Origin of the sequence: Chryseobacterium sp. KBW03 (genome assembly GCF_003852415.1) — a bacterium.
Lineage (GTDB): Bacteria > Bacteroidota > Bacteroidia > Flavobacteriales > Weeksellaceae > Chryseobacterium > Chryseobacterium viscerum.
In genome coordinates this window covers 26,099-50,406 of the sequence record NZ_QAJO01000013.1, presented here as the reverse complement: position 1 = coordinate 50,406, position 24,308 = coordinate 26,099, and the positions used below count along the sequence as shown (strand labels likewise).

The window sequence follows — 24,308 nt, the reverse complement described above, 5'->3', positions numbered from 1 at the left end:
AAATTTTAAAGTCTAACATATAACATCTATATAAAGTGTTTTACGATCATCAGCAGATAGAAAAAAAGTGGCAGAAATACTGGGAGGAAAATCAAACCTATAAAACCTCTAATAACACAGATAAACCAAAATTTTATGTACTCGATATGTTTCCGTATCCATCGGGGGCAGGACTTCACGTAGGTCACCCGCTCGGATATATTGCGTCGGATATCTATGCGAGATATAAGAGACACCAAGGGTTTAATGTACTTCACCCGGTAGGATATGACAGCTTTGGACTCCCTGCTGAGCAGTATGCGATCCAGACAGGACAGCATCCGGCAATCACTACAGAAGAAAATATTAACAGATACGAAGAGCAGTTAAAAAAGATCGGATTTTCATTCGATTGGAGCAGAGAAGTAAGAACTTCAGATGCTTCCTATTATAAATGGACACAATGGATTTTTATCCAGTTGTATCACTCTTGGTATAATAAAGATACCGATAAGGCAGAATCTATAGATTCGCTTATCAAACATTTTGAAGAAAAAGGAACAGAAGGATTAAATGCCAATCAGAATGATGAATTAAATTTCACCGCTGAAGAATGGAAAAATGCTTCTGATATTGATAAAGAAGACATCTTATTAAACTATCGTCTTTCTTACAGAGCTGAAACAACTGTGAACTGGTGTCCTGCACTAGGAACAGTATTGGCAAATGATGAGGTGAAGGATGGTAAATCTGAAAGAGGAGGATTCCCGGTTTTCCAGAAAAAAATGATGCAGTGGAGTATGAGAATCTCTGCTTACTCTGAAAGACTTTTACAAGGATTGAATACTTTAGACTGGCCACAGCCTTTGAAAGATTCCCAGGAATACTGGATCGGAAAATCTCAGGGTGCACAGGTTCAGTTCCAGGTAGAAGGTCATGATGAGATTGTTGAGGTATTTACAACGAGACCTGATACCATCTTTGGGGCTACCTTTATGGTATTGGCTCCCGAAAATCCTTTAGTAGAAACTATTACTACAGATGCTCAAAAAGTAGAAGTAGATACTTATATTGAAGAAACTTCCAAAAAAACGGAAAGAGACAGAATGTCTGACGTGAAAAACGTGAGCGGAGCTTTCACCGGAAGTTATGCAATCAATCCGTTCAGCAATGAGAAAATGCCAATCTATATTTCAGACTATGTGTTGATGGGATACGGAACAGGAGCTGTAATGGCTGTTCCTGCACATGATGAGCGTGACCACAGATTTGCAAAGAAATTTAATCTTGAAATTAAAAAGGTTGTAGAAACTCAAGAAGATGTTCAGGAAAAATCTTTTGATTCCAAAGATTCCGTTTGTGTAAACTCTGATTTCTTAAACGGGCTGCATTATAATGAAGCGAAAGCAAAAATGATTTCAGAGATCGAAACGAAAGGAATTGGTCATGGAACAACAAACTATAGACAGCGTGATGCTATTTTCTCAAGACAGCGTTACTGGGGAGAACCTGTTCCTATATATTATAAGGATGGGATGCCTTACACGTTGCCGACTTCTGCTTTACCGCTGGAACTTCCTGAAGTTGAAAAATATTTACCAACAGAAGATGGAGATCCGCCACTAGGAAATGCAAAAGAATTTGCATGGGATGAAGCTAATCAGAAAGTGGTAGCTACAGACCTTATTGACGATAAAACAATTTTCCCTTTAGAATTATCTACAATGCCGGGTTGGGCTGGAAGCTCATGGTATTTCCTTAGATATATGGATCCGCAAAATGACGGAGAATTCTGTGCAAAGGATCTTTCAGACTATTGGGGACAGGTAGACTTATATATAGGAGGAAGCGAACACGCTACAGGTCACTTGTTGTATTCCCGTTTCTGGAACATGTTCCTAAAAGATAGAGGATACATCAATCATGATGAACCATTCCAGAAATTAATCAACCAGGGGATGATTTTAGGAATGAGTGCATTTGTATATAGAGTTGACGGAACCAATCAATATGTATCTAAAAACTTAGCCGGAGAATATCAGACCCAGCAGATCCACGTTGACGTATCTTTATTAAAAGGTACATCTGATGAATTGGATACGGAAGCCTTCAAAGCTTGGAGACCGGATTATGCGGATGCTGAATTTATCCTGGAAGATGGAAAATACATCACAGATCGTGAAGTAGAGAAAATGTCCAAGTCAAAATACAATGTCGTAAACCCTGATGTTATCTGTGAAGAATATGGAGCAGACGGTTTAAGATTGTATGAAATGTTCTTAGGACCTTTAGAGCAATCCAAGCCTTGGAATACTCAGGGGCTAAGTGGAGTATATGGTTTCCTTAAGAAATTCTGGAACTTATATTTCAATGGAGAAACTTTTGAAGTTTCAGACGAAGAACCTACAAAAGCAGAATACAAAGTGCTGCATACCTTAATAAAGAAGGTAGTATATGATATTGAAAACTTCTCTTTCAATACCTCTGTATCATCATTTATGATTGCTGTAAACGAGCTTCAGAAAATAAAATGCAACAAGCGCAATATTTTAGAACCGTTAGCCGTTATCATTTCTCCTTATGCTCCTCATATCTGTGAAGAACTGTGGAGTTTATTAGGACACGATACATCGATAGAATTTGAAAAGTTCCCAGTATTGAATGAAGATTATCTGGTTGAGGACGAAATTGAGTATCCGGTAAGCGTAAATGGCAAAATGAAGTTCAAAATTTCGCTTTCAGCTCAATTATCTGCCAAAGAAGTGGAAGATTTGGTGATTTCAAATGAGAAAATGCAAGAGATTTTGGAAGGGAAAACCCCTAAAAAAATCATTGTGGTTCATCACCGTATTGTGAATATCGTAATTTAAAAAAAAATTAACATTGGGAAAATCAAAAAAATGGGTGTCTTATTTTTTTGATTTTTTAACTCAAATGTTAAATTTGAGGAAAATAAATAAAATAATTTAAAATAATTATTATATCGAAATCGTATTAAAATTTCTTTATCAAAAAAAAGCAAAATGTTTAATTAAGACTCTTGCATTTTAATTAATTTTGCCTTTAATTTACACCCTGTAAAATTTTAAAACAATATAATTTAGTTAAATATGGAAATGAATGTTTCAAAAAATGATGAGCAAGTAGTTGCTAGAAAAGCAGGAGGTTTAAATCCAGCTATTATTATTCCTATTTTATTCGTTATAGGAGTTTGTATTTACTTATTTGTTCTGGGGAGCCCAGGGAACTTTAAAGATGCAGATAAGCTTGGAAGTGGTTCTGTAGCTTTTTCAAGTGTTGAAGGAAAAGACATTCATCCAGAATCGTTTTTAGGTATTATCTACAAAGGAGGGGTTATTGTACCAATCTTGATTACTTTCATGATTACTGTAATTGTTTTCTCTTTTGAAAGATATTTCGTTCTTGGTAAAGCGGCTGGAAAAGGAAACTTAGACAACTTCGTTGTACAAGTAAGAAGCTTACTAAACCAAAACAAAATTGACGAGGCTATCGAAGAATGTGACAGACAACAAGGTTCTGTAGGTAACGTAGTAAAAGAAGGTCTTACTACTTACAAAGCGCTTTCTCACGATAATACATTAAATAAAGAGCAGAAAATGGTAGCGCTTAACAAAGCTATCGAAGAAGCTACAACTCTTGAGATGCCAATGCTTGAGAAAAACATGATGATCCTTTCTACTCTAGGTACAGTTGCAACGTTAATCGCACTACTTGGAACAGTAATCGGGATGATCAAGGCGTTCTTTGCATTAGGTTCAGGAGGTGGTACTCCAGATGCTGCTGCTCTATCTACAGGTATCTCTGAAGCCTTGATCAACACGGCATTAGGTATTGGTACTTCAGCAATCGCTATTATCCTTTATAACTTCTTTACATCTAAAATTGATGGATTAACTTACAAGATCGACGAGATCTCTATGAGTATCCAACAATCTTTTGCTGAATTCAACTAAGAATTAGCAAGGTATTTGCATTAGCAATTAAAAGAAGTTTAATCAAAAATATTTTATAATAATGGCGAGAGTCAAACCAAAAAGACATGGAGTAGTGACGGACATGACCGCAATGTGTGACGTTGCGTTCCTACTTCTTACGTTCTTTATCTTGACCACTCAGTTTAAAAAACCTGACGTGGAGCAGATCAAACCGCCATCTTCAATTTCGGAAAAATTACTTCCTGATGCTAGTTTAATGACTATCAATGCTACTCCGGACGGAAAATTCTATTTCCAACCAGTAGAAAATGCATCAGAAAGAGTTGCTCTTTTGGATAAAATGGGACAGAAGTATGGTATTACTTTTGACAACAACCAAAAAGCTGCTTTCCAGAAAGTTCAGGCAATTGGAGTTCCAATGAACCAACTTAAAGGTTATTTGGATATGCCTGCAGATGAGCAGAAAAATTATAAGAGTCCTTCAGGAATTCCTATGGACAGTACAAATAAGCAGTTAATTGACTGGGTAAAAGAAAGTTTAAGCGTTAACCCTGACTACAAGTTAGCCATCAAAGGTGACGTTACAACTCAGTACCCGAAAGTTAAAGGTCTATTTGAGGGTTTAAGAGATATTGATTTTCTTAAATTTTGGTTGATTACATCACAAGAAGGTAAACCTAACGAATAATATCGATAGAAATGGCAGAAGTACAAGTACAAGAAAAAGGCGGCAAGGGCGGCAAGGTCCGTTCCAAGAAGCAAAACACCAGAGTCGATATGACTCCGATGGTGGACTTGGGTTTTCTATTGATTACCTTCTTTATGTTCACAACTACATTTAGTAAACCGAATGTTATGGACTTAGGTCTTCCGGCTAAACCAAAACCAGATGCTCCTAAACCTCCACCAACAGAAATTAAACTTTCTAACTCAATTTCTATCTTATTAGGAAAAAACAATAGAGTTTTTTGGCACCAACAGGATGCTAGTTCTTTGAACGACCAAACTCTTTTGGAAACTACTCTTGATAGAGAAGGAATTAGAAAAGTAATTCAGCAGGCAAAATCTAGAGCTGTAGATCAAAGTAAATTTACGGTGATCATTAAGCCAACTGATGATGCTGTATATAAGAACTTTGTTGATATTCTTGACGAAATGGCAATTACCAAAAGCGAGCAGTACGGTGTTACTGATTTGAAGCCTTGGGAAAAAGCTATTTATGAAAAGAAAATAGGAGGTGCTGCTGCACCTGCTGCTACAAAGTAATTTAACCATAAAATTGTTATATATAATCTATGGCAGATGAAAATGTATACGGTCAGAATCTTACTTTAGATGAGATCGTATTTGAAAATAGAAACAAGGAATATGGTGCCTATGATCTTAGACATCAGTATCCTAGACTTTTAACTAAGTCTTTTATTATAGGAACAGCATTATTCCTTTTGGCCGCTTTGTCTCCGTTCATCTATCTTACGATCAAGAATCTTACAGCTCCACCTAAACAAGAAGTGAAGGCAGATCTAGTAGATATTCTTGAAGAAGAACCGATTATCGAGCAGCCTAAAGAAGAAGAACCACCACCACCACCTCCACCAAAAGAAGAGGAGAAAATTGAGGTGATTCAGAACGTAGTTCCTGAGCCTGTAAAAGCTCCGAAAATTGAAACTCCACCACCACCGATTACGAAACAGTTGGAAACAACAACTGGTTTGAATAATCAGGAGGGGGTTAAAGCTCCGGCTTATACGCCACCACCACCACCACCATCTACAGGTACTAAAGCTAGTACTGTAGAAGTTAAAACGAATAACCCGAACGAGATCTATAAAGATGTTGACCAGTCTGCAGAATATCCTGGAGGAATGGGAGCATTAAGAAAGTTCTTGGGAGATAACTTCGATACTTCTTTAATGGAAGGAGGTGAAGGGACACTTAAAGCTAAGCTTAAGTTCGTTGTAGAAAAAGATGGAACTGTTTCTGCGGTTACTATTGAAGAGAAATCTCCAAATGGCGACTTCAACAGTGAAGCTGTTCGTGTAGTTAAGAAACTTAAAAAGTGGACTCCAGCTAAAAGAAATGGAGAAAGCGTTAGATCTTACTATAGCGTACCATTTACTATGAACTTTGAATAAGACTTAATTTATTCAAAATATAAATAAAAAGAGAAGCATATGCTTCTCTTTTTATTTTTTTTGGTATTTTTGTTACATGATGTTCAATTGGTTATCCCTGGTTACGGGATTGTTTTATATCGTTTTAGGAATTGTAGTGATTATCTATAAATTCTTCTTTACTATTTTAGAACCTGCTGTTGCCTATGCATTGGGAGTGGTATTGGTTATTTATGGTATTTTCAGAATTTACAGGGCGATCTCAAGAATTAAAAAATCGAGAAATGAAGAATAGTTTCAAGCTTGCAGTAATTTTTGTTTTAAGCATGATGCTTGCAGGCTGCAAAAAGGAGCAAAACGCTCCTTCATATCACAAAGGTGATCTTACAATTTTTACTGACGAATCTTTTCAAAGTGTCACAGAAGCATTAGCCGGCGGCTATATGATTAATTACCCTGAAACCCATATCAAAGTAGAAACTAAAAAGGAAGATTTAGGACTTCTTGATCTTCTTAAAGGTAATGCTAAAGTGATCGTGATGTCCAGAAATCTTAATCCTGATGAAATAAAAACATACGAAGAAAGAACAGATTTGAAGTTCCTTCCTGCTAAATTTGCTGCGGATGCGGTAGTTTTTGTTGTTCCTAAAGATTCTCCGAAAGAAAGTATTTCAATGGAGGAAATTGAGAAGGGATTGATGTCTGATAAAAAGGAGCTTATCTTTGATGGAACCAACTCAAGTAATCTGAATTTTGTTGCTGAAAAATTTAAAAAGCAGCCAAAAGATCTGCAATTTTCCATTATTCCGGGAAATCAGAAGATCATAGAGGAGCTAGGCCAATATCCTAATAAAATAGGCGTTATAGGCCTTAATACTTTTAGCCGTCCTTATGATAAAACTTCAGAAAAACTGAGAGAGATGGTGAAAATTCTTCCTGTGGTAGAAAAAGGGAAATCATATAATGCCGATTTTGAAGGACTTCGTTCAATGGAATATCCATTTACAAGAGTACTTTATTTCCTTATTAATGAAGGTAACTTTAATATAGCCAACGGATTTATAAGATTTTCATGTACCCACTTAGGACAAAAAATTGTTCAGAAAGAGGGATTACAGCCTTATAACATCTACAAAAGAGAGGTGCAGATGCGATAAAATTATTAAATTCACAATTTATTCCTATTAAAAAAAATGTTTTGGTCTGAAAATTGTGTAGAATATAACTCAATTATTAGAAAATATAAAATGAAAGATATAATGAATATGAATGTAAAGAAGATTGCTTTTGGAGCAGCCGTAGTATTTTTTACCGGTTTTGCCTCTGCACAAACACTGCAGGATGGTATTAACAGTATAGACAGTGATAAATTTGCACAGGCAAAAACAAACTTCACTGACATGATCGCTAAAGAGCCTACAGCTGAAAACTACTTCTATTTAGGAAATACTTTCTTAAGACAGGGAGAGCCAGACTATGCTAAAGCAACTGAAAGTTTCAACAAAGGATTAGCTGCTGATGCAAAAAGCTATCTGAACAAAATCGGTTTAGCTGCTGTTAAATTAGGTAAAGGTGATAAAAGCGCTGTAGCTGAAATTCAGAAAGTAGTAACTGATTCCAGAGAGAAGGATGCTGAAGTTCTGTTCAGAGCAGCAGAAGCTTTAACTTTATTTGAAAAGAACAGTTCACCTGATCTTGCTATCCAGTTTTTAACTAAAGCGATTGAAAAAGCTGAGAAAAAAGGTGTTCCTGCACATTATTATTATACATTAGGAGATGCTTACAGATTAAAAAGAATGCCGGGAGAGGCTATGTCTGCTTATGATAAAGCATTACCTACTGCTAAGAATAAAGCTTCAGTTTATACAAGAATGGCAACTTTATGGATGGCAGCACAGCAATGGCAGCAAGCTAAGCAAAACATTGATAAAGCTATTGGTGTAGATGCAACGTATGCTCCTGCTTATAAAGCATTAGCGGGTTATGATATCAGATACCAGCAGAATGCGAAAGCAACTCAAGACCTTATCAACTATACAAAATACGCTGACGAAGATCCATATACTCAATTAGAAATTGCAAAATTATACTTCACAAATGAAGACTATGCAAACTCTAAAACTGTTTTGGATAAGATCTTTGATAAAATCGAAGACCCTATTAAATTCAAATTAAGAGCTTATCAGGCATATGCAGATAAAAACTATGCAGATGCTAAGCAAAACATGGATACGTTTGCTTCTCAAGCTGAAAAGACAAGAATACAGCCTGCTGACCAAGGTCTACAAGGGCTTATTGCTGCAGGTTTAGCAAAAGATGAAAAAGATGCTGCTAAAAAGAGCGCTTTGATGACAGAATCTCAGCAGAAAGTTGCTATTGCAAAAGCTGCAAAAGATGAAACAATGAAATGGGATCTTGAATTGGCTAACATCGCAGGTGGTGGAGGTGCTTCTCAGGCAGATGTTGATAAAGGACCTACTAACCCAGCTATTGAAGCATTGAAAAAGCAGGTTGCAGCTAATGCTCAGGACTCTGATGCGTTGTTCAAGTTGGCAACAGCTTACCAGGATGTTAAAAACTGGAACGGAGCAATCCTTACATGGCAAAAAATGTCAGCTCTTCTTCCTGATTGGGCTCCAGCTTATTACAGTCAGGGATATTCTTACCAACAGGCAGGAAATAATGATGCTGCAAAATTGGCTTATGAAAAATTCATCAGTACAGTAAAACCTGCTGACCAGGAAGCAAACAAACAAACTCTTGCTTATGCTTATTTCGCAGTAGCTTATATGAACAAAGATTCTGATGCTGCAAAAGCGAAAGATTATGTAGCTAAATCTTTACAGTTAGATCCTACTTACCAGGATGCTGTGAAATTAAACGCAGAGATCAATAAGTAATTTAAAATTTAAATTATAGATATTAAAACTTCCCATCCATTATGTTTGGGAAGTTTTTATTTTAAATCCTATCTTTGAATTTATGAAAACTGATATACTTGCTTTTGGTGCACATCCTGATGATGTAGAACTGGGATGTGGCGGAACTATTGCTAAAATGGTTGCGGAGGGAAAAAAATGTGTCGTTGTAGATCTTACAAGAGGAGAGCTGGGAACAAGAGGTACAGATGAAACAAGAAAAGCCGAAGCTTCAGACGCCGCTAAAATTTTAGGATTGTCTGCAAGAGAAAATCTTGGAATGAAAGATGGCTTTCTTGTCAATTCCGAGGAATATCAGATGAGAATCGTAAAAATGATTCGAAAATACAGGCCAGAAATCGTCTTAGCGAATGCAATTGATGATAGACATCCGGATCATGCAAAAGGAGCGAAATTAGTGTCGGATGCGTGCTTTTTATCCGGGTTAAGAAAAATTGAGACCGTGGATGGAGGAGAAGCTCAGGAAGTGTGGAGACCGAAGCATGTTTTTCATTATATTCAGTGGAAAGATATCAGGCCGGAATTTGTAATTGATATCTCGGAATATCTTAACACAAAACTTGAAGCCTGTATGGCTTATAAAACCCAGTTTTATGATCCGGCTTCTAAGGAACCCGAGACTCCGATTACGACAAAAGACTTTTATGAGAGTTTGACATACCGTGCACAGGATTTAGGCCGATTATCGGGAGTTACTTATGCTGAGGGATTTACGTCAGAAAAGTTAATTTCTTTGAAAAATTTTGATGGAATTGTTTGGTAGTTGAGGAAAATGTCCTATATTTGCACTCACAAAACGGTGATTGTAGCTCAGTTGGTTAGAGCGTCGGATTGTGGTTCCGAAGGTCGGGGGTTCGAGACCCCTCATTCACCCAAAGAAAGTACACTTTTTAAAAGTGTACTTTTTTATTTTGAACCAATCTCAGTAACAGCTTAGAGTTACTTTTTATACTTTTTTCTCATTTTTTTTTCACATATCACGCTTATAATGTTAAGTCAATGCATAAAAATGATATTATTTAATCCTTTAAAATAAATTTAGGGATTGATTTCTGAAACTTTTATATTTGTTTAGCCAGAATCATGAGAATAATTCCTATTAAATTATTTCAAAATCAAAACTATTAACATGAAAAAACTCTTCACAATTTTCATTTTATTATTTGTCTTAAAATCCTATGCCCAATCTTACTATCAAAACCTCTTTGATGAGAAGCATTATGATACATCATTAGGTAATTCAGACAGTCCTGATCAGGGTGAGTTTTCTTGGGGTGTACCAGCACATATGGAAGCATTAGTAATAATGTATGAAAAAACACATGATGTAAAATATGCTAAAAACTTAATAAGATGCATAGGGAATGTGATTGATAGGAGAGATGATCTTAGAGAACAGACACCAAGTTTAGGTTTAAGCAATATTTCTGATTATAGAGATAGTATTGGCCCTGTATGGTCAACCAATCGTTATAATTTGCTTGCAAATGATGGAAAACCTTATGGCCATTTAGCTCACAGTGCTAATATAACCTACCCAATGGCTAAGTTCGCGGCTATCGTTAAAAATGATACTACTATTCAAAATATATTGTATCAATCAGGTGGCCGTTATAATGGGATGACATTTAAAAATATTGCGGATGATCTTAAACAAAAGGTAAAAGAAACGCTTATGTATCATAAGGATCAATGGCATGAGGAGCCATCCCCTAATTCTAATGATAGTATAGGGTATTATAAAGAAAGAGATTCTATTAATGTTAATAGCAATCCTCCACTAAAGTATAAGGGTGAAATTTTACCGTTTAATATGCAAAGCTCCATAGGAAGGGTTTTTGTACAAATGTACAGGGCGACAGATGACCAGCGTTATCTTAAAAAGCTTAATAAAGTTGCTAATTTCTTAAAATTAAATACTTCTGTTAACAACAATCTAGGGTCGTATACTTGGATATATTGGAATCTTTTTTACTTACGTGATGATATATCCCATGCAGGTTTGACTGTAAGTTTTCCATATGAATGCTATAAATATAATATAAAAAACAACAACAATGATTCTCTTTATACATCCTTAGATATGAAGAGATATGCTAACAGTTTTACAAAAGATATTTATCAGGGACCTCTATCTATACATGATGCAGTGAATTATAACGGTTTAAAATGGAATATTAAATATCATACTATAAATGAGCTTCCTCCACCTAGTAATACCAATTATGATGCATATGTTTCCTACATGTGGCTATATCTGTCCTCGGAATATGATAAAAAAATATATCAGATAATTGCAGACTTACAAGCTGCAAAAAATTATTATGAGCGTATCAATGTAGAAGGTTCATCTTTGACATTGGCACTTTTAGCTAATTATGAAAACTTAATTGTTCCTGTAAGTACCGAACATAGATATGGAGAAGGTTCTGACTGGAGAGGAGTTGCAAAGGGAAATTTTGATGGAGGAAGCAATGAACAATTTGTTGTCTTAAGAAATTTTGATGGAATGATGGGTACAATGAAACCTCTTAATAAAGGGTTCACCTCTGTTACAAACAGTAGAGTGTGTGGCGATAGTACCTACCATTGGAAAGGTTTAGCTACAGGTGATTTTTTTGGTGATAGTAAGAGCGAGATTATCGCATTGAGTGATCATGCTGATTTTAACAAAAACGGATTTTATATTTATAAAATTGAAAATAATCAGATCATTGAAAGTACGCAATTTACAGGATTCGGTGAAGATTCGAAATGGGTAGGAGTTGCTGCTGGAAATTTTATCAGTGGAGGAAAAACTGATTTTATTGCTGTCAGAAATTACAACAAAGAAGTAAGAGTATATAAATTTAATGGGACTAATCCTGAATTGGTCTATTTTAATCAGCTCAATCTGCCTGCAAATTCTAAAATTAAAGCGGTTGCAGCCGGTAATCTTGATCATGCTGGTAAAGATGAAATTGTATTACTGATTGATGCTGATGATTATATGCAAAATGGTGTATATGTTTATAGTATTGATGATAATGGAGTAATGACACTGATTGATAAGTCTATAGGATTTGGATCAGCTTCAGATTGGAAAGGGCTGGCTGTTGGAAATCTTGACGGTATTGAAGGGGATGAGATTGTTGCCCATAGAAATTTTGATGGAAATTATAAAATTTTTAAACTGAAAGAACTAAACGGAATTAAATTTTTAGATGATGTTGGAATTGAAAGTTTTCCTGTTTCGCAAACCCAAGATAATGTAATGTGTTTTGGAAACTTTGATCCAAGCTCTAAGAATGATGAGCTTGTTACGCTGAGAAAAGATGGAGGCATAGTTATGTTTTCAGCAGCGCAAGTTGTTAAAACCCCTCCTCAGGCTAATAAACAATCAGATCCTTGTCAGAATAAAGTGCCAGACGTGTTATTCAGTTTTCTGAAATCGGCATCTTATAATAAGGATGAATCAAAAGAAATGGTATTCGCAAGATAGGAAGATAGGAATGAACAATTTTAAATAATAATATTCAAAAGAAACGGGCAAAAGCCCGTTTTTTTAATGTATAAAAATAGCTGAACTCTACTATGATATATATTCTTATAACAAGATTGTCTGACTTTAAGGCATAAAAAAAGCATCTTTTTCAGATGCTTGTGTTTTTAGATATTCTTTTTAAACTTCGTCGTCAGAATCAATTGTGAATGATTTGCTTTTGAAGTCTTTGTCGTGTTTTTCTGAAATTACATCCTCACCCTTTTCATTAATGATGAAATCTGTGGACTCATTAAACATCTCCTGAAAACTCTTAAAATCTTCCTTATAAAGGTAAATTTTATGCTTCTCGAATGTAGCTTCCCCATTCTCTCCGAAATTCTTCTTACTCTCAGTGATTGTAAGATAATAATCTCCTGCTTTCGTCTCGCGCACATCAAAGAAATAAGTTCTTCTCCCTGCTTTTAACACCTTCGTGAAAATCTCATTTTCATGGCGTTCCTTGTATTCACTCATTGTTAGATATTTTTTAATCTTGTTAAGAACAAATATAAAAGAATTCTTTTAATCACAAAATTTTTTTTATGATTTATTTAACAATTGAGAATGAAATGGCTAAGCAGTTACAGAATTGGCAATTTCAGTTAGGTTGATGATTTGATCGGCTTTTTGAGCGCTAGACTCTCTGTGTGTGATGATTATGGATGTAGCATTACTGATTTTTTTATCGATATTTTCAAGAATATTTTGCTCTGTTTCAGTGTCTAAAGCAGACAGAGAATCATCAAAAATAATGATATTGGGGTCTTTAATTAAGGCTCTTGCAATACAAATTCTTTGTTTCTGTCCCCCCGAAAGCATCACCCCCCGTTCACCTACAAGTGTTTTATATTGATCTTTAAACTCTACAATATTTTTGTGAACATCGGCAATATTTGCATACTCTAATACTTTCTCATGAGAAGGATTATCAATGGCAAAACCAATATTGTTTTCGATAGAATCAGAGAATAAATAGCTCTCCTGAGGAATATATCCGATAAAGTTTCTGTAGTTTTCCAGATTATGATCTTTCAGGTTTTTACCGTCAATCAGAATTTCTCCTTCACTAGGATCTATCAGTCTGCATAAAAGCAGTGCTATCGTTGATTTTCCGCTTCCGGTTTTACCCATAATCGCTAAAGATTCTCCAGCTTTAACTTTAAAACTTAAGTTATCCAACGCTTTGATTCCGGTATTGGGATATACATAGGAAACATTTCTAAATTCTATATCCCCTTTTATAGGATAGTTTTCAAAATTAGTATTAACGATCTCAGATTTTTTATCCATGAATTCATTGATCCTTTGCATGGAGGCTTCGGCTCTCTGGTTCACAGATGTTACCCATCCTACCATAGAGAAAGGGAAAATCAGGGTGTTGATATACATAAAGAAATCTGCAATTTTACCGATGCTTAATTCACCGGCAATATATTTGGAACCCCCAATCAAGATCACAGCAACATTCAATAATCCAATTACAAAGAGAATAATGGTGAAGAAATAAGCTTCAGTTTTTGCCAGATCTAATGCTTTATTCTGATAGTCGGTGACTTTGATCCCGTAGTTTTTCCCAATATATTTCTCTCTGGCAAAAAACTTTACCACACGGATTCCTGAAAAGCTGTCCTGAACAAAAGTTGAAATCGCAGACTGGCTTTTCTGCATGATCTTCGACTTTTTGTTAATGATTGAACTCACTTTATAAATAGCAAAAGATAAAATCGGAAGAGGCAGCAAAGTCCACAACGTCATGGATGCATCTGTTTTTACCATATAAATAGCCGTAATCACCACAAGAACGATCAGGTTAGCCACATACATGACACCAGGACCAAGATACATTCTTACGGCAACAACATCTTCACTCAATCTGTTCATTAAATCTCCGATGGTGGTCTGCTTATAATCCGTTAAAGATAAATCCTGATAATGTCTGTAGATTCTATTTTTAAGTTCATATTCTATCCTTCTCGAGGCAACAATGATGGTCTGCCTCATCATAAAGGTAAAAAATCCGGTCAGAAGAGAACACCCTACGATAATTCCTACATAGATCAGAACCTGGTTATTGAAGCCAATGTTCCCACTTTTTGTAAGCTCATCCACAGATTTTCCTACAAACTGGACCTTATATATATTGAAGAAATTACTGGCAATGATAAATAGTACCCCCCAAAAAAGTAGTATTTTGTGTTTCCAAAAATAAGGGTTTAAGGTTTTTAACGCTTTCATATAGTTTGACAAAATTACAAAAATGTCATCACACTACGAATTCGTCAATTTTAAATTTTGTATCTTTGCACCCATAAAAAAGCTCTTTGAATGTTAGGAAGACGACAAATCCGTGAAAAAGTAGTACAGTCAGTGTATTCATACTACCAAAATCCTGTAAAATTTGATGTTTTAGAGAAAAACATGTTTGCCGGGATAGAAAAAATCTATTATCTATACATCTATCAGCTCAATTTTTTGGTAGCTCTGAAAGAATTGGCAGAACATCAGATCGAAATTGGTAAGAATAAATATCTTAAAACTGATGCTGATATCAATCCTAACCAAAAATTCATCAATAACCAAGTATTGCTTAAACTGGAAGAAAACCCTGAAAGATTATTTTTTACAGGTCAGCATAAACAATTGAAATGGGATATGCATGATGATTTATTGGTGAAAACTTTCCAGAGAATTACTGCCGGAAAACGTTATCAGGATTTCATGAAAGAAGATGGATACTCTTTTGAAGAAGACCAGAAATTTATCGGTAAATTATTTTTGAGATATATTGCTGAGAATGAAGATTTTCATGATTACTTAGGTGATAAGGAACTTTCATGGTACGATGATATTCACATTGCCAACTCAATGGTACAGAAAACAATCGGTTTCCTAAGAGAAGATGAAGAAAGCAGAACTTTAATCAAAATGATTAAAGATGAAGAGGATAAAACATTCGCTGCAAAATTGTTGAGAGACACTCTGAACAATTGGGAAACGAATGAAAAGAAATTGGAAGAAAGACTTGAGAACTGGGATATTGAAAGAGTTTCTTTAATGGATAAAGTAATTTTATCCACCTCTATTTCAGAACTTGATAACTTTGCTTTTACCCCTTCAAGAGTTATTATTAATGAATATATTGAAATTGCAAAAGTATTTGCTACAGACCGTTCCAATATCTTCATTAATGGTATTTTAGATAAATATTGTAAAGATCAAAATAGAATATAAAATGAAAAAGACGTTATCAATTATCGCCTTGTCTATTATAGGCTTTGGGTTAGTTTCATGTAAAAAAGAAAACAAAGAAACTCAAAGTACTGAAACTGCAACTACTGATTCTGCGGCTGTTGCGACTCCGGTAATCACTGATTCTGCAGCAACACCTGCAACAAGTGAAGCAGCTGCTCCGGTTTCGAACGAACCATCTACTTCTGTTGCTTTATCTGAAAACAGCTTCGATTTTGGAAAAATCAAAAAAGGAGACAAAGTAGAGCACATATATGAAGTTACTAATACTGGTAAAAACCCTTTAATTATTTCTGAAGTTAAGCCAGGATGCGGATGTACAGCTCCTGATTTCACAAAAGAACCGATTATGCCGGGTAAAAAAGGAAAAGTTACATTGCACTTTGATTCTTCAAGCTTTGACGGAAACGTTCAGAAATATGCAGATGTTTTTGCAAACGTAGAAAAATCTCCAATCAGATTAACGTTCACAGCGAACATTCAACCATAATAATTAATATATGTTGACATTATTTTTACAGGCACAAGGTGGATCTTCACTGATGATGCCTATCATGATGGGGGTGATGTTCGTCGGATTTTATTTCCTGATGATAAGACCTCAGATGAGAAAACAAAAGCAGGAGAAAAGCTTTCAGGAAAACCTTAAAGTAGGAACGAGAGTAGTTCTTACATCAGGTCTTCACGGAAGAATTGCTCAGGTTCAGGATGACGGTTTTGTGATCGAAACATTATCCGGAAAACTGAAATTCGAAAAAGCGGCGGTGTCAAGAGAAATGACAGAATCCCGTTTTGGAGATAAAGCGAAATCTGCTGATAAAGCAGATGACAAAAAAGAAACAGCAACTGAAGAAAAGAAATAATTCAGTCTGAAAATATTTAGCTGCGGCGGGTGAACTAAGTTCACCCGCCGCAGCTTTTTTATAGATAATATTTTGACCTATAATGATAGGAATGATTAATATTTTTTCCTTTTCTCAATAGTCAATAATATACTGGGGAATCTTTGTGTCCATTTGTGGAAACAATTAGTGAGAGTAGTATTTAATAAAAAAATTATCTTTGTCATATGAGTCAAAACACAAACAAAACAGTTCTTATTCTGGGGGCGAATTCTGATGTAGCGAAACAATGTATCAGGCAATATCTTGAAAAGGGATTTTCGGTGACCGCAGCTTCCAGAAATACAACTGCTTTGGAAGACTTTATTAATTCAAATAATCTGGACCATTCAAGAGTATCTGTTTTGTATTTTGATGCTGCAGATTTTGATTCCCATCCTACATTCTATGCTGATCTACCCGTAAAACCTCATATTGTAGTGTATGCTGCGGGATTTTTAGTCGATAATCAAAAAGCTTTGACTGATTTCAGAGGAGCGAAACAGATGATGGAGGTCAATTATATGGGTGGAGTATCTATCCTGAGCATTATTGCAATGGATAAAAGCAATACAAACCTGGAAAGGATTATTGGTCTCTCTTCTTTGTCTGGAGTAAGAGGAAGAAAAAGTAATTTTGTGTACGGAAGTACAAAATCTGCATTTACTCAGTTTTTGGCTGGATTAAGACAGGAGATAGCTTCCCGGAAAATAATCGTGAACGCTTTGGTGATAGGCTATATCAGAACAAAGATCAATGAAGGATTGGAACTGAATGAATCCTTGATTATGGAGCCTGATTATGTGGCGGAATTTATTGTCAACGCAGGAAATTCTTTTACTATTGTTCCGAATTTTAAATGGAAGATGATTTATATTATTTTGAAATTACTGCCCGAAGGTTTGGTAGCAAAATTGCCTTAATCCCGTTGTTTAGAATATTTTTGAACAAAATCTCTGAAAGTATAATAATCAGATCCTTCAAAAGCGGATGATGTAAAGATAATATTGATTTTGTTTTGCAGAAGATTCAGAATAAGATAATCACCAACAATTTTATAGCTTATTTTATCCCAGTTAGAACCTGTTATATTGGTTGGTTTCTGAATGGTTATAGATTCTTCATTAAGAATAATTAAGCTTCTTTTTTCACTCTGCTGTTTCAATTCATCGATGCGTTTTTCAATCAATTGATAGGTCTGTTTTTTTGATTTAAAATAGAGTGCACTCAAGAAGCAAATGTATCCGATACACAGAAATCCAAGTAATTTGAATGTGTAGGGAATGATACTTTTATCAAAAATTTTTATAGGTAAAAAGCCAATTAATAAAAAGAATATGGTACAAGCACCTATTATTTTCAATTGAAGAAAATTTTTCTTCCATCTATATTGAAAGAAAAATTTTTGACTCTCTCTTTCTCTGTTTTCATTAAAAATAATTTGAAATTGAATAGACTTTTCCATCATTTCCTTATAAAAAGATTGTTATCAAAAATATATAATTAATTGATAAGAAGTTGATAAAATATTAATTCCGGAATAAGAGAACTTCGGTATCGTTTTTGTAATTCTATGACCTGAAAATTATTTCTTTCTGTAAGATTCAATTTCTGAATGATTATTGAGAAGCTGAAACAATCCGTTCTGCTGCCAATCTATTTTAATCTATAATATCATTTGCTTTCACTTTTGAAGTGTAAGGTCAATCTCATTTTAGACAGATAGTGTTCAATTTCATTTTTTTAATCGAACAGAAGTCAATATCTCATCGATATAAATAGTAAACACAGTATAAAATGGACGATTTAGAATTGAATAAAATTCAACAGCACTGGGACACTTTAATTTCTTCAGCAATTTCATGGGCACCGAGAATTTTTACAGCGGTTATTTCTGCTTTGCTAATTTATCTTATCGGATCGTGGATGATACGAATGATCAAAAAGCTGGTTGCGAAAGGTTTCAGAAAACGTAATATGGAAGCCTCTTTACAGCATTTTCTTTTAAATATTATCAACTGGGGGCTTAATATTCTTCTCTTTATTGTCGTAGTTACTCAGCTAGGAGTACAGACTTCCGCATTTGTTGCAATGATTGGTGCTGCCGGTTTGGCGATAGGTCTTGCACTGCAGGGATCACTGACGAATTTTGCAGGTGGAATCCTTATTTTATTGCTGAAACCTTTTAAGATAGGCGACTTTATTTCTACTAATAGCGGCGTTTCAGGAACAGTACAGGCTATAGATATTTTTCATACAAAACTGGTTACTCCGCAAAACCATTTGATCGTTATTCCAAATGGAGTGGTTTCAAACAACAGTATTACCAATTTTACCCAATTAGGAACCCGTAGAACATCATTGGATATCGGGGTTGCCTATGATGCTGATCTTAAGCAGACCAAAGAAATTTTACTGAACGTAATAAGAAGCAATCAATATGCTCTTGCAACACCCGCACCACAGGTAATGGTTACTGAGCTTGGGGATAGCGCTGTCAATTTATCAATAAGAGTAAGTGCTTCTACTGAAAACTTCTGGGCGATGAACGAGGAACTGATCATAGATTGTAAAGAAGCTCTTGACAAAGTAGGGATCGGAATTCCTTTTCCACAAAGAGATGTGCATGTTTACAATAAATAATTGTATTAGAAATAATAAAAAACTCCTGCATTAAAATAATGCAGGAGTTTTTATTTGAAAATTCTTGACGGAAAGTAAACAGGACCCCTTTAATTTTCTTTTTTAGAGTATTTCTCAAGAAAATCTAATAAAATAGTATAATCATTTCATCTAAAAATTTTGTGATGAGAATTTTCTTCAATATTATAAGAACTTTCAACAAACTCATCTTTGAAGCCATGCATTCTCTTATGTAAAAAAAATCAGGTAATTAAAATGCTATTGGAACCTCGTTTGTTTCCGTTCATGGGCTTTGTTGTCAAATGACAATTGTTTTTCCCGGTTACTTTTATACCTTTATATTTCCGCAATCCGTGGTTACAACAAAAAATATGGAAGAGCTTTTTAATTATATCAAAAAATTCGGGACACTGAATCCTCAGGATGAACTTTTGATTGCTGAAGGAATTCATGAAATCACTGTAAAGAAAGGAGAGCCTTTTATAGAAGCAGGAAAAGTAAGTCAGAGAATTGCTTTTGTGAAAGAAGGTGTTTTCCGGTCTTTGTATTATAATAAACAGGGTGATGATTTTACCAGGTATTTCATCTATGAAGGAAGGTTTATCGGAGATTTTCAGGGGTTTACGGACCAGCTTCCTGCTCATGAAGATATTGAGGCTATTACGGATGCTGTATTGCTGGTAATCGATCTTAAACATCTTAAAATACTGGAGGAGAAAATTGCTGTATGGCCGGTTTTATTTACCAGAATCCATGCCTTTGTCGTTGAGAATAAACTGAAGGTAGCGAGTATCATGCTGAATCAGGATGCGAAATCCCGTTATATTCATTTTTTAAATCATTATCCCGGCCTCGCCAATAGGGTTCCGCAATCTATGCTGGCATCTTATCTTGGGGTTACCCCTTCATCATTGAGCAGAATCAGAAGAAATATAGTTTAGAACTATTGATGATGTTGCTTGGAGAATAATATTGAAGATTCTAACCTCTGATATCTGGCTTCTCACTTTTCTTCCAATCTCTTTTTGTCAAATGACAATGGTCTTTCTCGTTGACTGTCATAGCTTTGTCTCATAAAATTAAAGTACGAATATGGATATTGTATTAGGGCTGCAGTGGGGAGATGAAGGAAAAGGAAAGTTTATCGATCTTATCAGTGAGAATTATGACATTACAGCACGTTTTAATGGTGGCTCTAATGCTGGGCATAGCATTGAACGAAATGGGCGAAGAATTACCCTTAAAATGATCCCTTCGGGAATCTTTATGAAAGGAGTACAAAATGTTATTGGAACAGGAACAGTTCTGGATCCTGTAAGTTTTAAAAAAGAAATTATAAATCTTCAGGCATTCGATGAAACGGTTCAGCCGGAAACCAATATCATTATTTCATTAAAGGCTCACTTTGTACTGCCTACTCACAAACTTCTGGATATTTTTATGGAAGAGAGTTCTGATTATACAACGATCGGAACAACCAAAAACGGAATTGCACAGGCATATTCAAATAAAATTTTAAGACAGAATCTCAGAATAGGAGATATGTTTGCTCCCGACTTTAAAAGCAGAGTGCAGCATATTTTAGAGAGGGATTACAAAATGCTTGCAGAAGGAAATAGGGAGCTTCCTTCTTTGGAAGAGATCAGGAATGAGTTTTTCGAAGCAGTAGATTTTCTGAAGAAATTCAAATGTACTGAAACAGAAATATATCTGAATAATGCTTTAGCAGAAGGAAAAACAATATTGGCAGAAGGATCTCAGGCTGCCATGCTGGATATTGACCATGGAACTTACCCTTACGTTACTTCTTCTTCAACAACGGCTGCAGGAGCGAGTATTGGATTAGGTGTTTCACCGAAAAATATCGGTGAAATATTTGGGATTGCCAAAGCATACTGTACCAGAGTAGGAAACGGAGTATTTCCGACAGAGTTATTTGATGAATTAGGTGAAGAGATCAGAACAAAAGGAAATGAGTTTGGGTCGAACACAGGACGTCCAAGAAGAACAGGCTGGCTGGATTTACCGGCTTTGAAATATGCAGTGATGATCAATGGAGTGACTCAGCTGGTTCTGACGAAAGCTGATGTATTAAGTGGATTGAAATCAGTTGCCGTTTGTACTCATTATGAATTGGAGAATGGAGAGATATTGGCTGTTTCGGGAATACTTCCGGAAAGCGGAAAGCCAATACTGAAATGGATGAATGGATGGGACGCTGATTTCTCTGCGATGAAAAGTCCTTCGGAGCTGCCAAAAGAAGTCCATGAGTTTCTATTATTTCTGGAAGCAGAATTAGGAATTCCTGTCGCTTACCTTTCAACGGGGCCGGGAAGAGAGCAGATGTTGAAAATGATTTCATAATTATAAAACAGGAATTATATAAAAACAAAAGAGGTTAGGAAATAAGTTTCCTAACCTCTTTATTGGGATGAAAATGATTAATTAACTTTTGTAAGTATAAAGCGTTGCTTTGTAGAAGGCTGAACCGTTTGGTCTGTAGTGCCGATTACAATAGGGGTAAGATTAGTTGTTAAGCCATTCTTTACCTCTAATCTCAATGCTGGAGCATTCTTAGGAGCGAATCCAAAGCCATTATTTCCGAGATTGAATAATAACCATTTCTGAGAATCTGTATTAGAATTGGTTCTTAATTCAACTGCTGTTCCATTCGTTGTCCCGTTACTTTTTACGGTGAGCACCTTTGTAGGATCCAATATAGATTTGATGATATAATAACCGTGATCCGATTTGCTGAAAGTAAATTTCTGGTTATTCCCTGTAGAAGATGAATACAAAATTATGCTGGTTCCGTCTGTCGTGGAACTTCCGGAAATATCTAAATTTTTATCACTTGCTAAAGCTGTTGTCATTGTATACGTTCCGTTGATGGCAGAACTGGCATTCACAGGTCCATACAAATGATTTATTCCGGCATAATCACCGGCAGACAATCCTGTCCTTTGCTTGGTGAATGTGGATCCGTCCAGCTTAGTCATTACCGGCTGACTTGAGTTGATAGCAAAGTCCGTAGATTGATACATCATGACTGAACCGAAATCAAATGCGCCATGTCCTGCGTAATCATTATAAAGATTGAAGTTATGACGGCTTCCTTCTACGGCTTTGTTTACATCTACAATAATGTACTGATCTCTATCTGGGCGGCACTGTTCATGCATGATTCCCATAGAGTGCATTACTTCATGAGCAATAATTGCGGGATAAGTGATATTATAGATTTTAATACCGTTCACTCTGTTTTTTTGCCATCCAAGTGGAGAGCTGTTGGTTGTTGTATAAGTGAAGGTGATGTATTCTGTTTGATTGGTCCGTTCAACAAACTGAACACTGGTTTGAGAAGAAATCAGATCAAACGCTTTGTTGATATTGGTAAGGAATGTATTATAATTCTGAGTGCTCAGACTTCCTTGGCTGGGTAATGTATAATAAATTGTTGCATTCGGCCAAGTCTTAATAAAAGAGCTTACAATGGTACTTTTCCCGACTGTTGACATTTCAGAATTGGCCTGCATCTTTAAGTTATCAAACTGCTCGGAGCTAATGGTAATGTCATCTGCATAAAAATATTCACCATTTACTTCATTGACATACGTGTAAGTTCCGTTAATTAATAATTTGTGAATCTTTGCATTTTCTAGCTTCGTCGTTGTAGGATCCATTGAATCTTCTTGTGGATTTTCAATATCCGACCTACATGAATTCAGTGCCAAAACAAGGCATCCTGATAGGAGTAATAGTTTGCTTTTCATATTATATAATATTGGTTGGTTAAATTTTAAAATATGAACAGCTATATTATTCCCATACACAAAAGATTGCAAAAATAAATCAATTCCTAAGTTTGATTAAGTCCTCATTATAATTCAGCTGTATGTTATAAATATATTAATAAAATATTATGATTGTATATAACATAATATAATGATTGTTTTATCTATTTTTTATTTAAAGTGTGTATTTATTTCGATAATAACCCTTTTTGTATTAATTTTTTACTGTTAAATTCCAAATTAAATTATTTCACTAATATTTGATATGATAGACAAATTGATCCTTTTTACTAATATAAAGCTCATTATATTACCAAATTAATAAAGTGTATTGAAATTTATAATGTGATGGACTGCAAATAATGCTAACTCATGAATGCTTATTTTTCAACAATAATCTGGTCAGTATAAAGCATTAGTAACTGCAGGGTTAATTGAAGATTCCTGTAATTTAGAATATAAAAAAAGCGGGGCAAATACCACGCTTTACATTTTATTGATCCTTTCTAACTCACTTAGTCCCAAAGATTTTTTTACAAATTCCATGATAATTGGATTCGGTTCATTTTCTGTAGAAGTTAGAGCAGGTTGAAATAATGTACCAACAAAAAAAGGATGGGATTTTATTTCAAATGAACGATAATTTCCGTCTTCAGATACCGAAGTGAGAGATAATCCGTTTTCTGTCAGAATATCAATGTATTTTTCATTGATTCCGTAGCTGCAATAGTATTTCCCAATAATATTATCCTGATGGATGGTTTGATAAAGAAAGCTATCTTTATCAATAAGTTTAAGATTTTCCTGTTCGCCTTTTAAGGAGCAGGAAAGTTTTTTTATCAGTGGATCTTTCCCATCTGGGTTTGTTTCTTCATGATCAGCATTCTGAATACCGCAGATGTTTCTTGCAAATTCTATAATCATATGCTGAAATCCGCCACAATTTCCAAAAGTAGGAATATTATTCACTCGTGTATATTTTATTGCATGAAGAACATTTTCCATATCGCGATATGGGCTTCCGGGGGCAATCCAAAGTCCTGCATACTTTTGGGTCTCAAAAACGATTTTATTATTAAATATATCAGTAGAAATCCAGTCAAACTGAATAGCTACATTTAATTTTTTTTGGATGCTTCTTGTGCTTTCATTTAATGCGTGAAGTGTGGAATGAATGGGATTGAAATCTCCCAGAATAGCAATTTTTTGTATCATAGTATTTGTGTTTAA

Annotated in this window: 22 protein-coding genes and 1 tRNA gene; 18 read left to right on the top strand and 5 right to left on the bottom strand. The window is 35.1% G+C overall.

All coding sequences use genetic code 11. The features are described 5' to 3' along the window. Nucleotides 1-35 precede the first annotated feature (35 nt). The 11 genes from leuS to DBR39_RS21335 all read left to right on the top strand — a co-directional run bounded on the left by leuS (nucleotide 36) and on the right by DBR39_RS21335 (nucleotide 12,469). Nucleotides 36-2,849: a leucine--tRNA ligase gene (gene leuS / locus DBR39_RS21385; protein ID WP_124536520.1), complete on the top strand. Its 2,814-nt coding sequence runs from the start codon at nucleotides 36-38 to the stop codon at nucleotides 2,847-2,849. A gap of 240 nt (nucleotides 2,850-3,089) precedes the next feature. Further along, nucleotides 3,090-3,953, top strand: coding sequence for a MotA/TolQ/ExbB proton channel family protein (locus DBR39_RS21380; RefSeq protein WP_109739038.1), 864 nt, complete (start codon nucleotides 3,090-3,092; stop codon nucleotides 3,951-3,953). A 61-nt stretch (nucleotides 3,954-4,014) separates the two neighbouring features. Further along, complete coding sequence (locus tag DBR39_RS21375) at nucleotides 4,015-4,623, top strand: ExbD/TolR family protein (protein WP_124536518.1); 609 nt, start codon at nucleotides 4,015-4,017, stop codon at nucleotides 4,621-4,623. 11 nt (nucleotides 4,624-4,634) lie between these two features. Continuing rightward, complete coding sequence (locus DBR39_RS21370; protein WP_103232163.1) at nucleotides 4,635-5,201, top strand: ExbD/TolR family protein; 567 nt, start codon at nucleotides 4,635-4,637, stop codon at nucleotides 5,199-5,201. A 29-nt stretch (nucleotides 5,202-5,230) separates the two neighbouring features. Further along, entirely contained in the window at nucleotides 5,231-6,070 is an 840-nt protein-coding gene (locus tag DBR39_RS21365; RefSeq protein ID WP_124536516.1) for an energy transducer TonB, read from the top strand. Between the two features lie 76 nt (nucleotides 6,071-6,146). Next, nucleotides 6,147-6,344: a DUF308 domain-containing protein gene (locus tag DBR39_RS21360; protein WP_185145152.1), complete on the top strand. Its 198-nt coding sequence runs from the start codon at nucleotides 6,147-6,149 to the stop codon at nucleotides 6,342-6,344. Then, nucleotides 6,334-7,206 carry a PstS family phosphate ABC transporter substrate-binding protein gene (locus tag DBR39_RS21355; RefSeq protein ID WP_124536514.1) on the top strand — a complete coding sequence of 291 codons (873 nt, stop codon included), beginning with the start codon at nucleotides 6,334-6,336 and terminating at the stop codon, nucleotides 7,204-7,206. The genes DBR39_RS21360 and DBR39_RS21355 overlap by 11 nt, the downstream gene beginning before the upstream one ends. A 90-nt stretch (nucleotides 7,207-7,296) precedes the next feature. Continuing rightward, nucleotides 7,297-8,949 (top strand): tetratricopeptide repeat protein, encoded by a 1,653-nt coding sequence (locus DBR39_RS21350; protein WP_124536512.1) that lies wholly within the window; start codon nucleotides 7,297-7,299, stop codon nucleotides 8,947-8,949. A gap of 82 nt (nucleotides 8,950-9,031) precedes the next feature. Next, a complete protein-coding gene (gene bshB1, locus DBR39_RS21345) occupies nucleotides 9,032-9,751 on the top strand; it encodes a bacillithiol biosynthesis deacetylase BshB1 (RefSeq protein WP_124536510.1) in 720 nt (239 codons plus the stop codon). A gap of 35 nt (nucleotides 9,752-9,786) precedes the next feature. Next, nucleotides 9,787-9,862, top strand: a tRNA-His gene (locus DBR39_RS21340). Between the two features lie 255 nt (nucleotides 9,863-10,117). After that, on the top strand, nucleotides 10,118-12,469 hold the full coding sequence (locus DBR39_RS21335; protein ID WP_124536508.1) for a hypothetical protein: 2,352 nt from the start codon (nucleotides 10,118-10,120) through the stop codon (nucleotides 12,467-12,469). 180 nt (nucleotides 12,470-12,649) lie between these two features. On the opposite strand, the gene DBR39_RS21330 is transcribed toward DBR39_RS21335, so the two are convergent. Beyond that, nucleotides 12,650-12,985 carry a DUF3276 family protein gene (locus DBR39_RS21330; RefSeq protein ID WP_034701927.1) on the bottom strand — a complete coding sequence of 112 codons (336 nt, stop codon included), beginning with the start codon at nucleotides 12,983-12,985 and terminating at the stop codon, nucleotides 12,650-12,652. 99 nt (nucleotides 12,986-13,084) lie between these two features. After that, nucleotides 13,085-14,746: an ABC transporter ATP-binding protein gene (locus DBR39_RS21325; protein WP_124536506.1), complete on the bottom strand. Its 1,662-nt coding sequence runs from the start codon at nucleotides 14,744-14,746 to the stop codon at nucleotides 13,085-13,087. A gap of 90 nt (nucleotides 14,747-14,836) precedes the next feature. On the opposite strand from DBR39_RS21325, the gene DBR39_RS21320 reads away from it, so the two are divergent. From DBR39_RS21320 to DBR39_RS21305, 4 genes are all read left to right on the top strand, one after another. After that, nucleotides 14,837-15,742: a transcription antitermination protein NusB gene (locus DBR39_RS21320; protein ID WP_103232154.1), complete on the top strand. Its 906-nt coding sequence runs from the start codon at nucleotides 14,837-14,839 to the stop codon at nucleotides 15,740-15,742. Between the two features lies 1 nt (nucleotide 15,743). After that, the gene (locus DBR39_RS21315; RefSeq protein ID WP_124536504.1) at nucleotides 15,744-16,250 is read left to right on the top strand and encodes a DUF1573 domain-containing protein; all 507 of its coding nucleotides are present in this window, start codon (nucleotides 15,744-15,746) and stop codon (nucleotides 16,248-16,250) included. A gap of 10 nt (nucleotides 16,251-16,260) precedes the next feature. Then, a complete protein-coding gene (gene yajC / locus DBR39_RS21310) occupies nucleotides 16,261-16,623 on the top strand; it encodes a preprotein translocase subunit YajC (protein ID WP_124536502.1) in 363 nt (120 codons plus the stop codon). 206 nt (nucleotides 16,624-16,829) lie between these two features. Beyond that, nucleotides 16,830-17,564: an SDR family NAD(P)-dependent oxidoreductase gene (locus DBR39_RS21305; protein WP_124536500.1), complete on the top strand. Its 735-nt coding sequence runs from the start codon at nucleotides 16,830-16,832 to the stop codon at nucleotides 17,562-17,564. On the opposite strand, the gene DBR39_RS21300 is transcribed toward DBR39_RS21305, so the two are convergent. Beyond that, the gene (locus tag DBR39_RS21300) at nucleotides 17,561-17,872 is read right to left on the bottom strand and encodes a hypothetical protein (RefSeq protein ID WP_124536498.1); all 312 of its coding nucleotides are present in this window, start codon (nucleotides 17,870-17,872) and stop codon (nucleotides 17,561-17,563) included. The genes DBR39_RS21305 and DBR39_RS21300 overlap by 4 nt on opposite strands. A 566-nt stretch (nucleotides 17,873-18,438) precedes the next feature. On the opposite strand from DBR39_RS21300, the gene DBR39_RS21295 reads away from it, so the two are divergent. The 3 genes from DBR39_RS21295 (at nucleotide 18,439) to DBR39_RS21285 (ending at nucleotide 21,648) form a co-directional block, all read left to right on the top strand. Further along, nucleotides 18,439-19,284: a mechanosensitive ion channel family protein gene (locus tag DBR39_RS21295; protein WP_124536496.1), complete on the top strand. Its 846-nt coding sequence runs from the start codon at nucleotides 18,439-18,441 to the stop codon at nucleotides 19,282-19,284. A 371-nt stretch (nucleotides 19,285-19,655) separates the two neighbouring features. Next, complete coding sequence (locus DBR39_RS21290; protein WP_124536494.1) at nucleotides 19,656-20,225, top strand: Crp/Fnr family transcriptional regulator; 570 nt, start codon at nucleotides 19,656-19,658, stop codon at nucleotides 20,223-20,225. A gap of 151 nt (nucleotides 20,226-20,376) precedes the next feature. Next, nucleotides 20,377-21,648, top strand: coding sequence for an adenylosuccinate synthase (locus tag DBR39_RS21285; RefSeq protein WP_124536492.1), 1,272 nt, complete (start codon nucleotides 20,377-20,379; stop codon nucleotides 21,646-21,648). Nucleotides 21,649-21,725: 77 nt separating this feature from the next. On the opposite strand, the gene DBR39_RS21280 is transcribed toward DBR39_RS21285, so the two are convergent. After that, the gene (locus DBR39_RS21280; RefSeq protein ID WP_124536490.1) at nucleotides 21,726-23,057 is read right to left on the bottom strand and encodes a M12 family metallopeptidase; all 1,332 of its coding nucleotides are present in this window, start codon (nucleotides 23,055-23,057) and stop codon (nucleotides 21,726-21,728) included. Between the two features lie 507 nt (nucleotides 23,058-23,564). Continuing rightward, entirely contained in the window at nucleotides 23,565-24,293 is a 729-nt protein-coding gene (locus tag DBR39_RS21275) for a glutamine amidotransferase-related protein (RefSeq protein WP_124536488.1), read from the bottom strand. Nucleotides 24,294-24,308 lie beyond the last annotated feature (15 nt).

Excerpts from the sequence above, each read along its gene's own strand:
- DBR39_RS21380 (WP_109739038.1), top strand. The coding sequence starts at position 3,090 with ATGGAAATGAATGTTTCAAAAAATGATGAGCAAGTAGTTGCTAGAAAA.
- DBR39_RS21375 (WP_124536518.1), top strand. The coding sequence starts at position 4,015 with ATGGCGAGAGTCAAACCAAAAAGACATGGAGTAGTGACGGACATGACC.
- DBR39_RS21370 (WP_103232163.1), top strand. The coding sequence starts at position 4,635 with ATGGCAGAAGTACAAGTACAAGAAAAAGGCGGCAAGGGCGGCAAGGTC.
- DBR39_RS21365 (WP_124536516.1), top strand. The coding sequence starts at position 5,231 with ATGGCAGATGAAAATGTATACGGTCAGAATCTTACTTTAGATGAGATC.
- DBR39_RS21360 (WP_185145152.1), top strand. The coding sequence starts at position 6,147 with ATGATGTTCAATTGGTTATCCCTGGTTACGGGATTGTTTTATATCGTT.
- DBR39_RS21355 (WP_124536514.1), top strand. The coding sequence starts at position 6,334 with ATGAAGAATAGTTTCAAGCTTGCAGTAATTTTTGTTTTAAGCATGATG.
- DBR39_RS21350 (WP_124536512.1), top strand. The coding sequence starts at position 7,297 with ATGAAAGATATAATGAATATGAATGTAAAGAAGATTGCTTTTGGAGCA.
- bshB1 (WP_124536510.1), top strand. The coding sequence starts at position 9,032 with ATGAAAACTGATATACTTGCTTTTGGTGCACATCCTGATGATGTAGAA.
- DBR39_RS21335 (WP_124536508.1), top strand. The coding sequence starts at position 10,118 with ATGAAAAAACTCTTCACAATTTTCATTTTATTATTTGTCTTAAAATCC.
- DBR39_RS21330 (WP_034701927.1), bottom strand. The coding sequence starts at position 12,985 with ATGAGTGAATACAAGGAACGCCATGAAAATGAGATTTTCACGAAGGTG.
- DBR39_RS21325 (WP_124536506.1), bottom strand. The coding sequence starts at position 14,746 with ATGAAAGCGTTAAAAACCTTAAACCCTTATTTTTGGAAACACAAAATA.
- DBR39_RS21320 (WP_103232154.1), top strand. The coding sequence starts at position 14,837 with ATGTTAGGAAGACGACAAATCCGTGAAAAAGTAGTACAGTCAGTGTAT.
- DBR39_RS21315 (WP_124536504.1), top strand. The coding sequence starts at position 15,744 with ATGAAAAAGACGTTATCAATTATCGCCTTGTCTATTATAGGCTTTGGG.
- yajC (WP_124536502.1), top strand. The coding sequence starts at position 16,261 with ATGTTGACATTATTTTTACAGGCACAAGGTGGATCTTCACTGATGATG.
- DBR39_RS21305 (WP_124536500.1), top strand. The coding sequence starts at position 16,830 with ATGAGTCAAAACACAAACAAAACAGTTCTTATTCTGGGGGCGAATTCT.
- DBR39_RS21295 (WP_124536496.1), top strand. The coding sequence starts at position 18,439 with ATGGACGATTTAGAATTGAATAAAATTCAACAGCACTGGGACACTTTA.
- DBR39_RS21290 (WP_124536494.1), top strand. The coding sequence starts at position 19,656 with ATGGAAGAGCTTTTTAATTATATCAAAAAATTCGGGACACTGAATCCT.
- DBR39_RS21285 (WP_124536492.1), top strand. The coding sequence starts at position 20,377 with ATGGATATTGTATTAGGGCTGCAGTGGGGAGATGAAGGAAAAGGAAAG.
- DBR39_RS21280 (WP_124536490.1), bottom strand. The coding sequence starts at position 23,057 with ATGAAAAGCAAACTATTACTCCTATCAGGATGCCTTGTTTTGGCACTG.
- DBR39_RS21275 (WP_124536488.1), bottom strand. The coding sequence starts at position 24,293 with ATGATACAAAAAATTGCTATTCTGGGAGATTTCAATCCCATTCATTCC.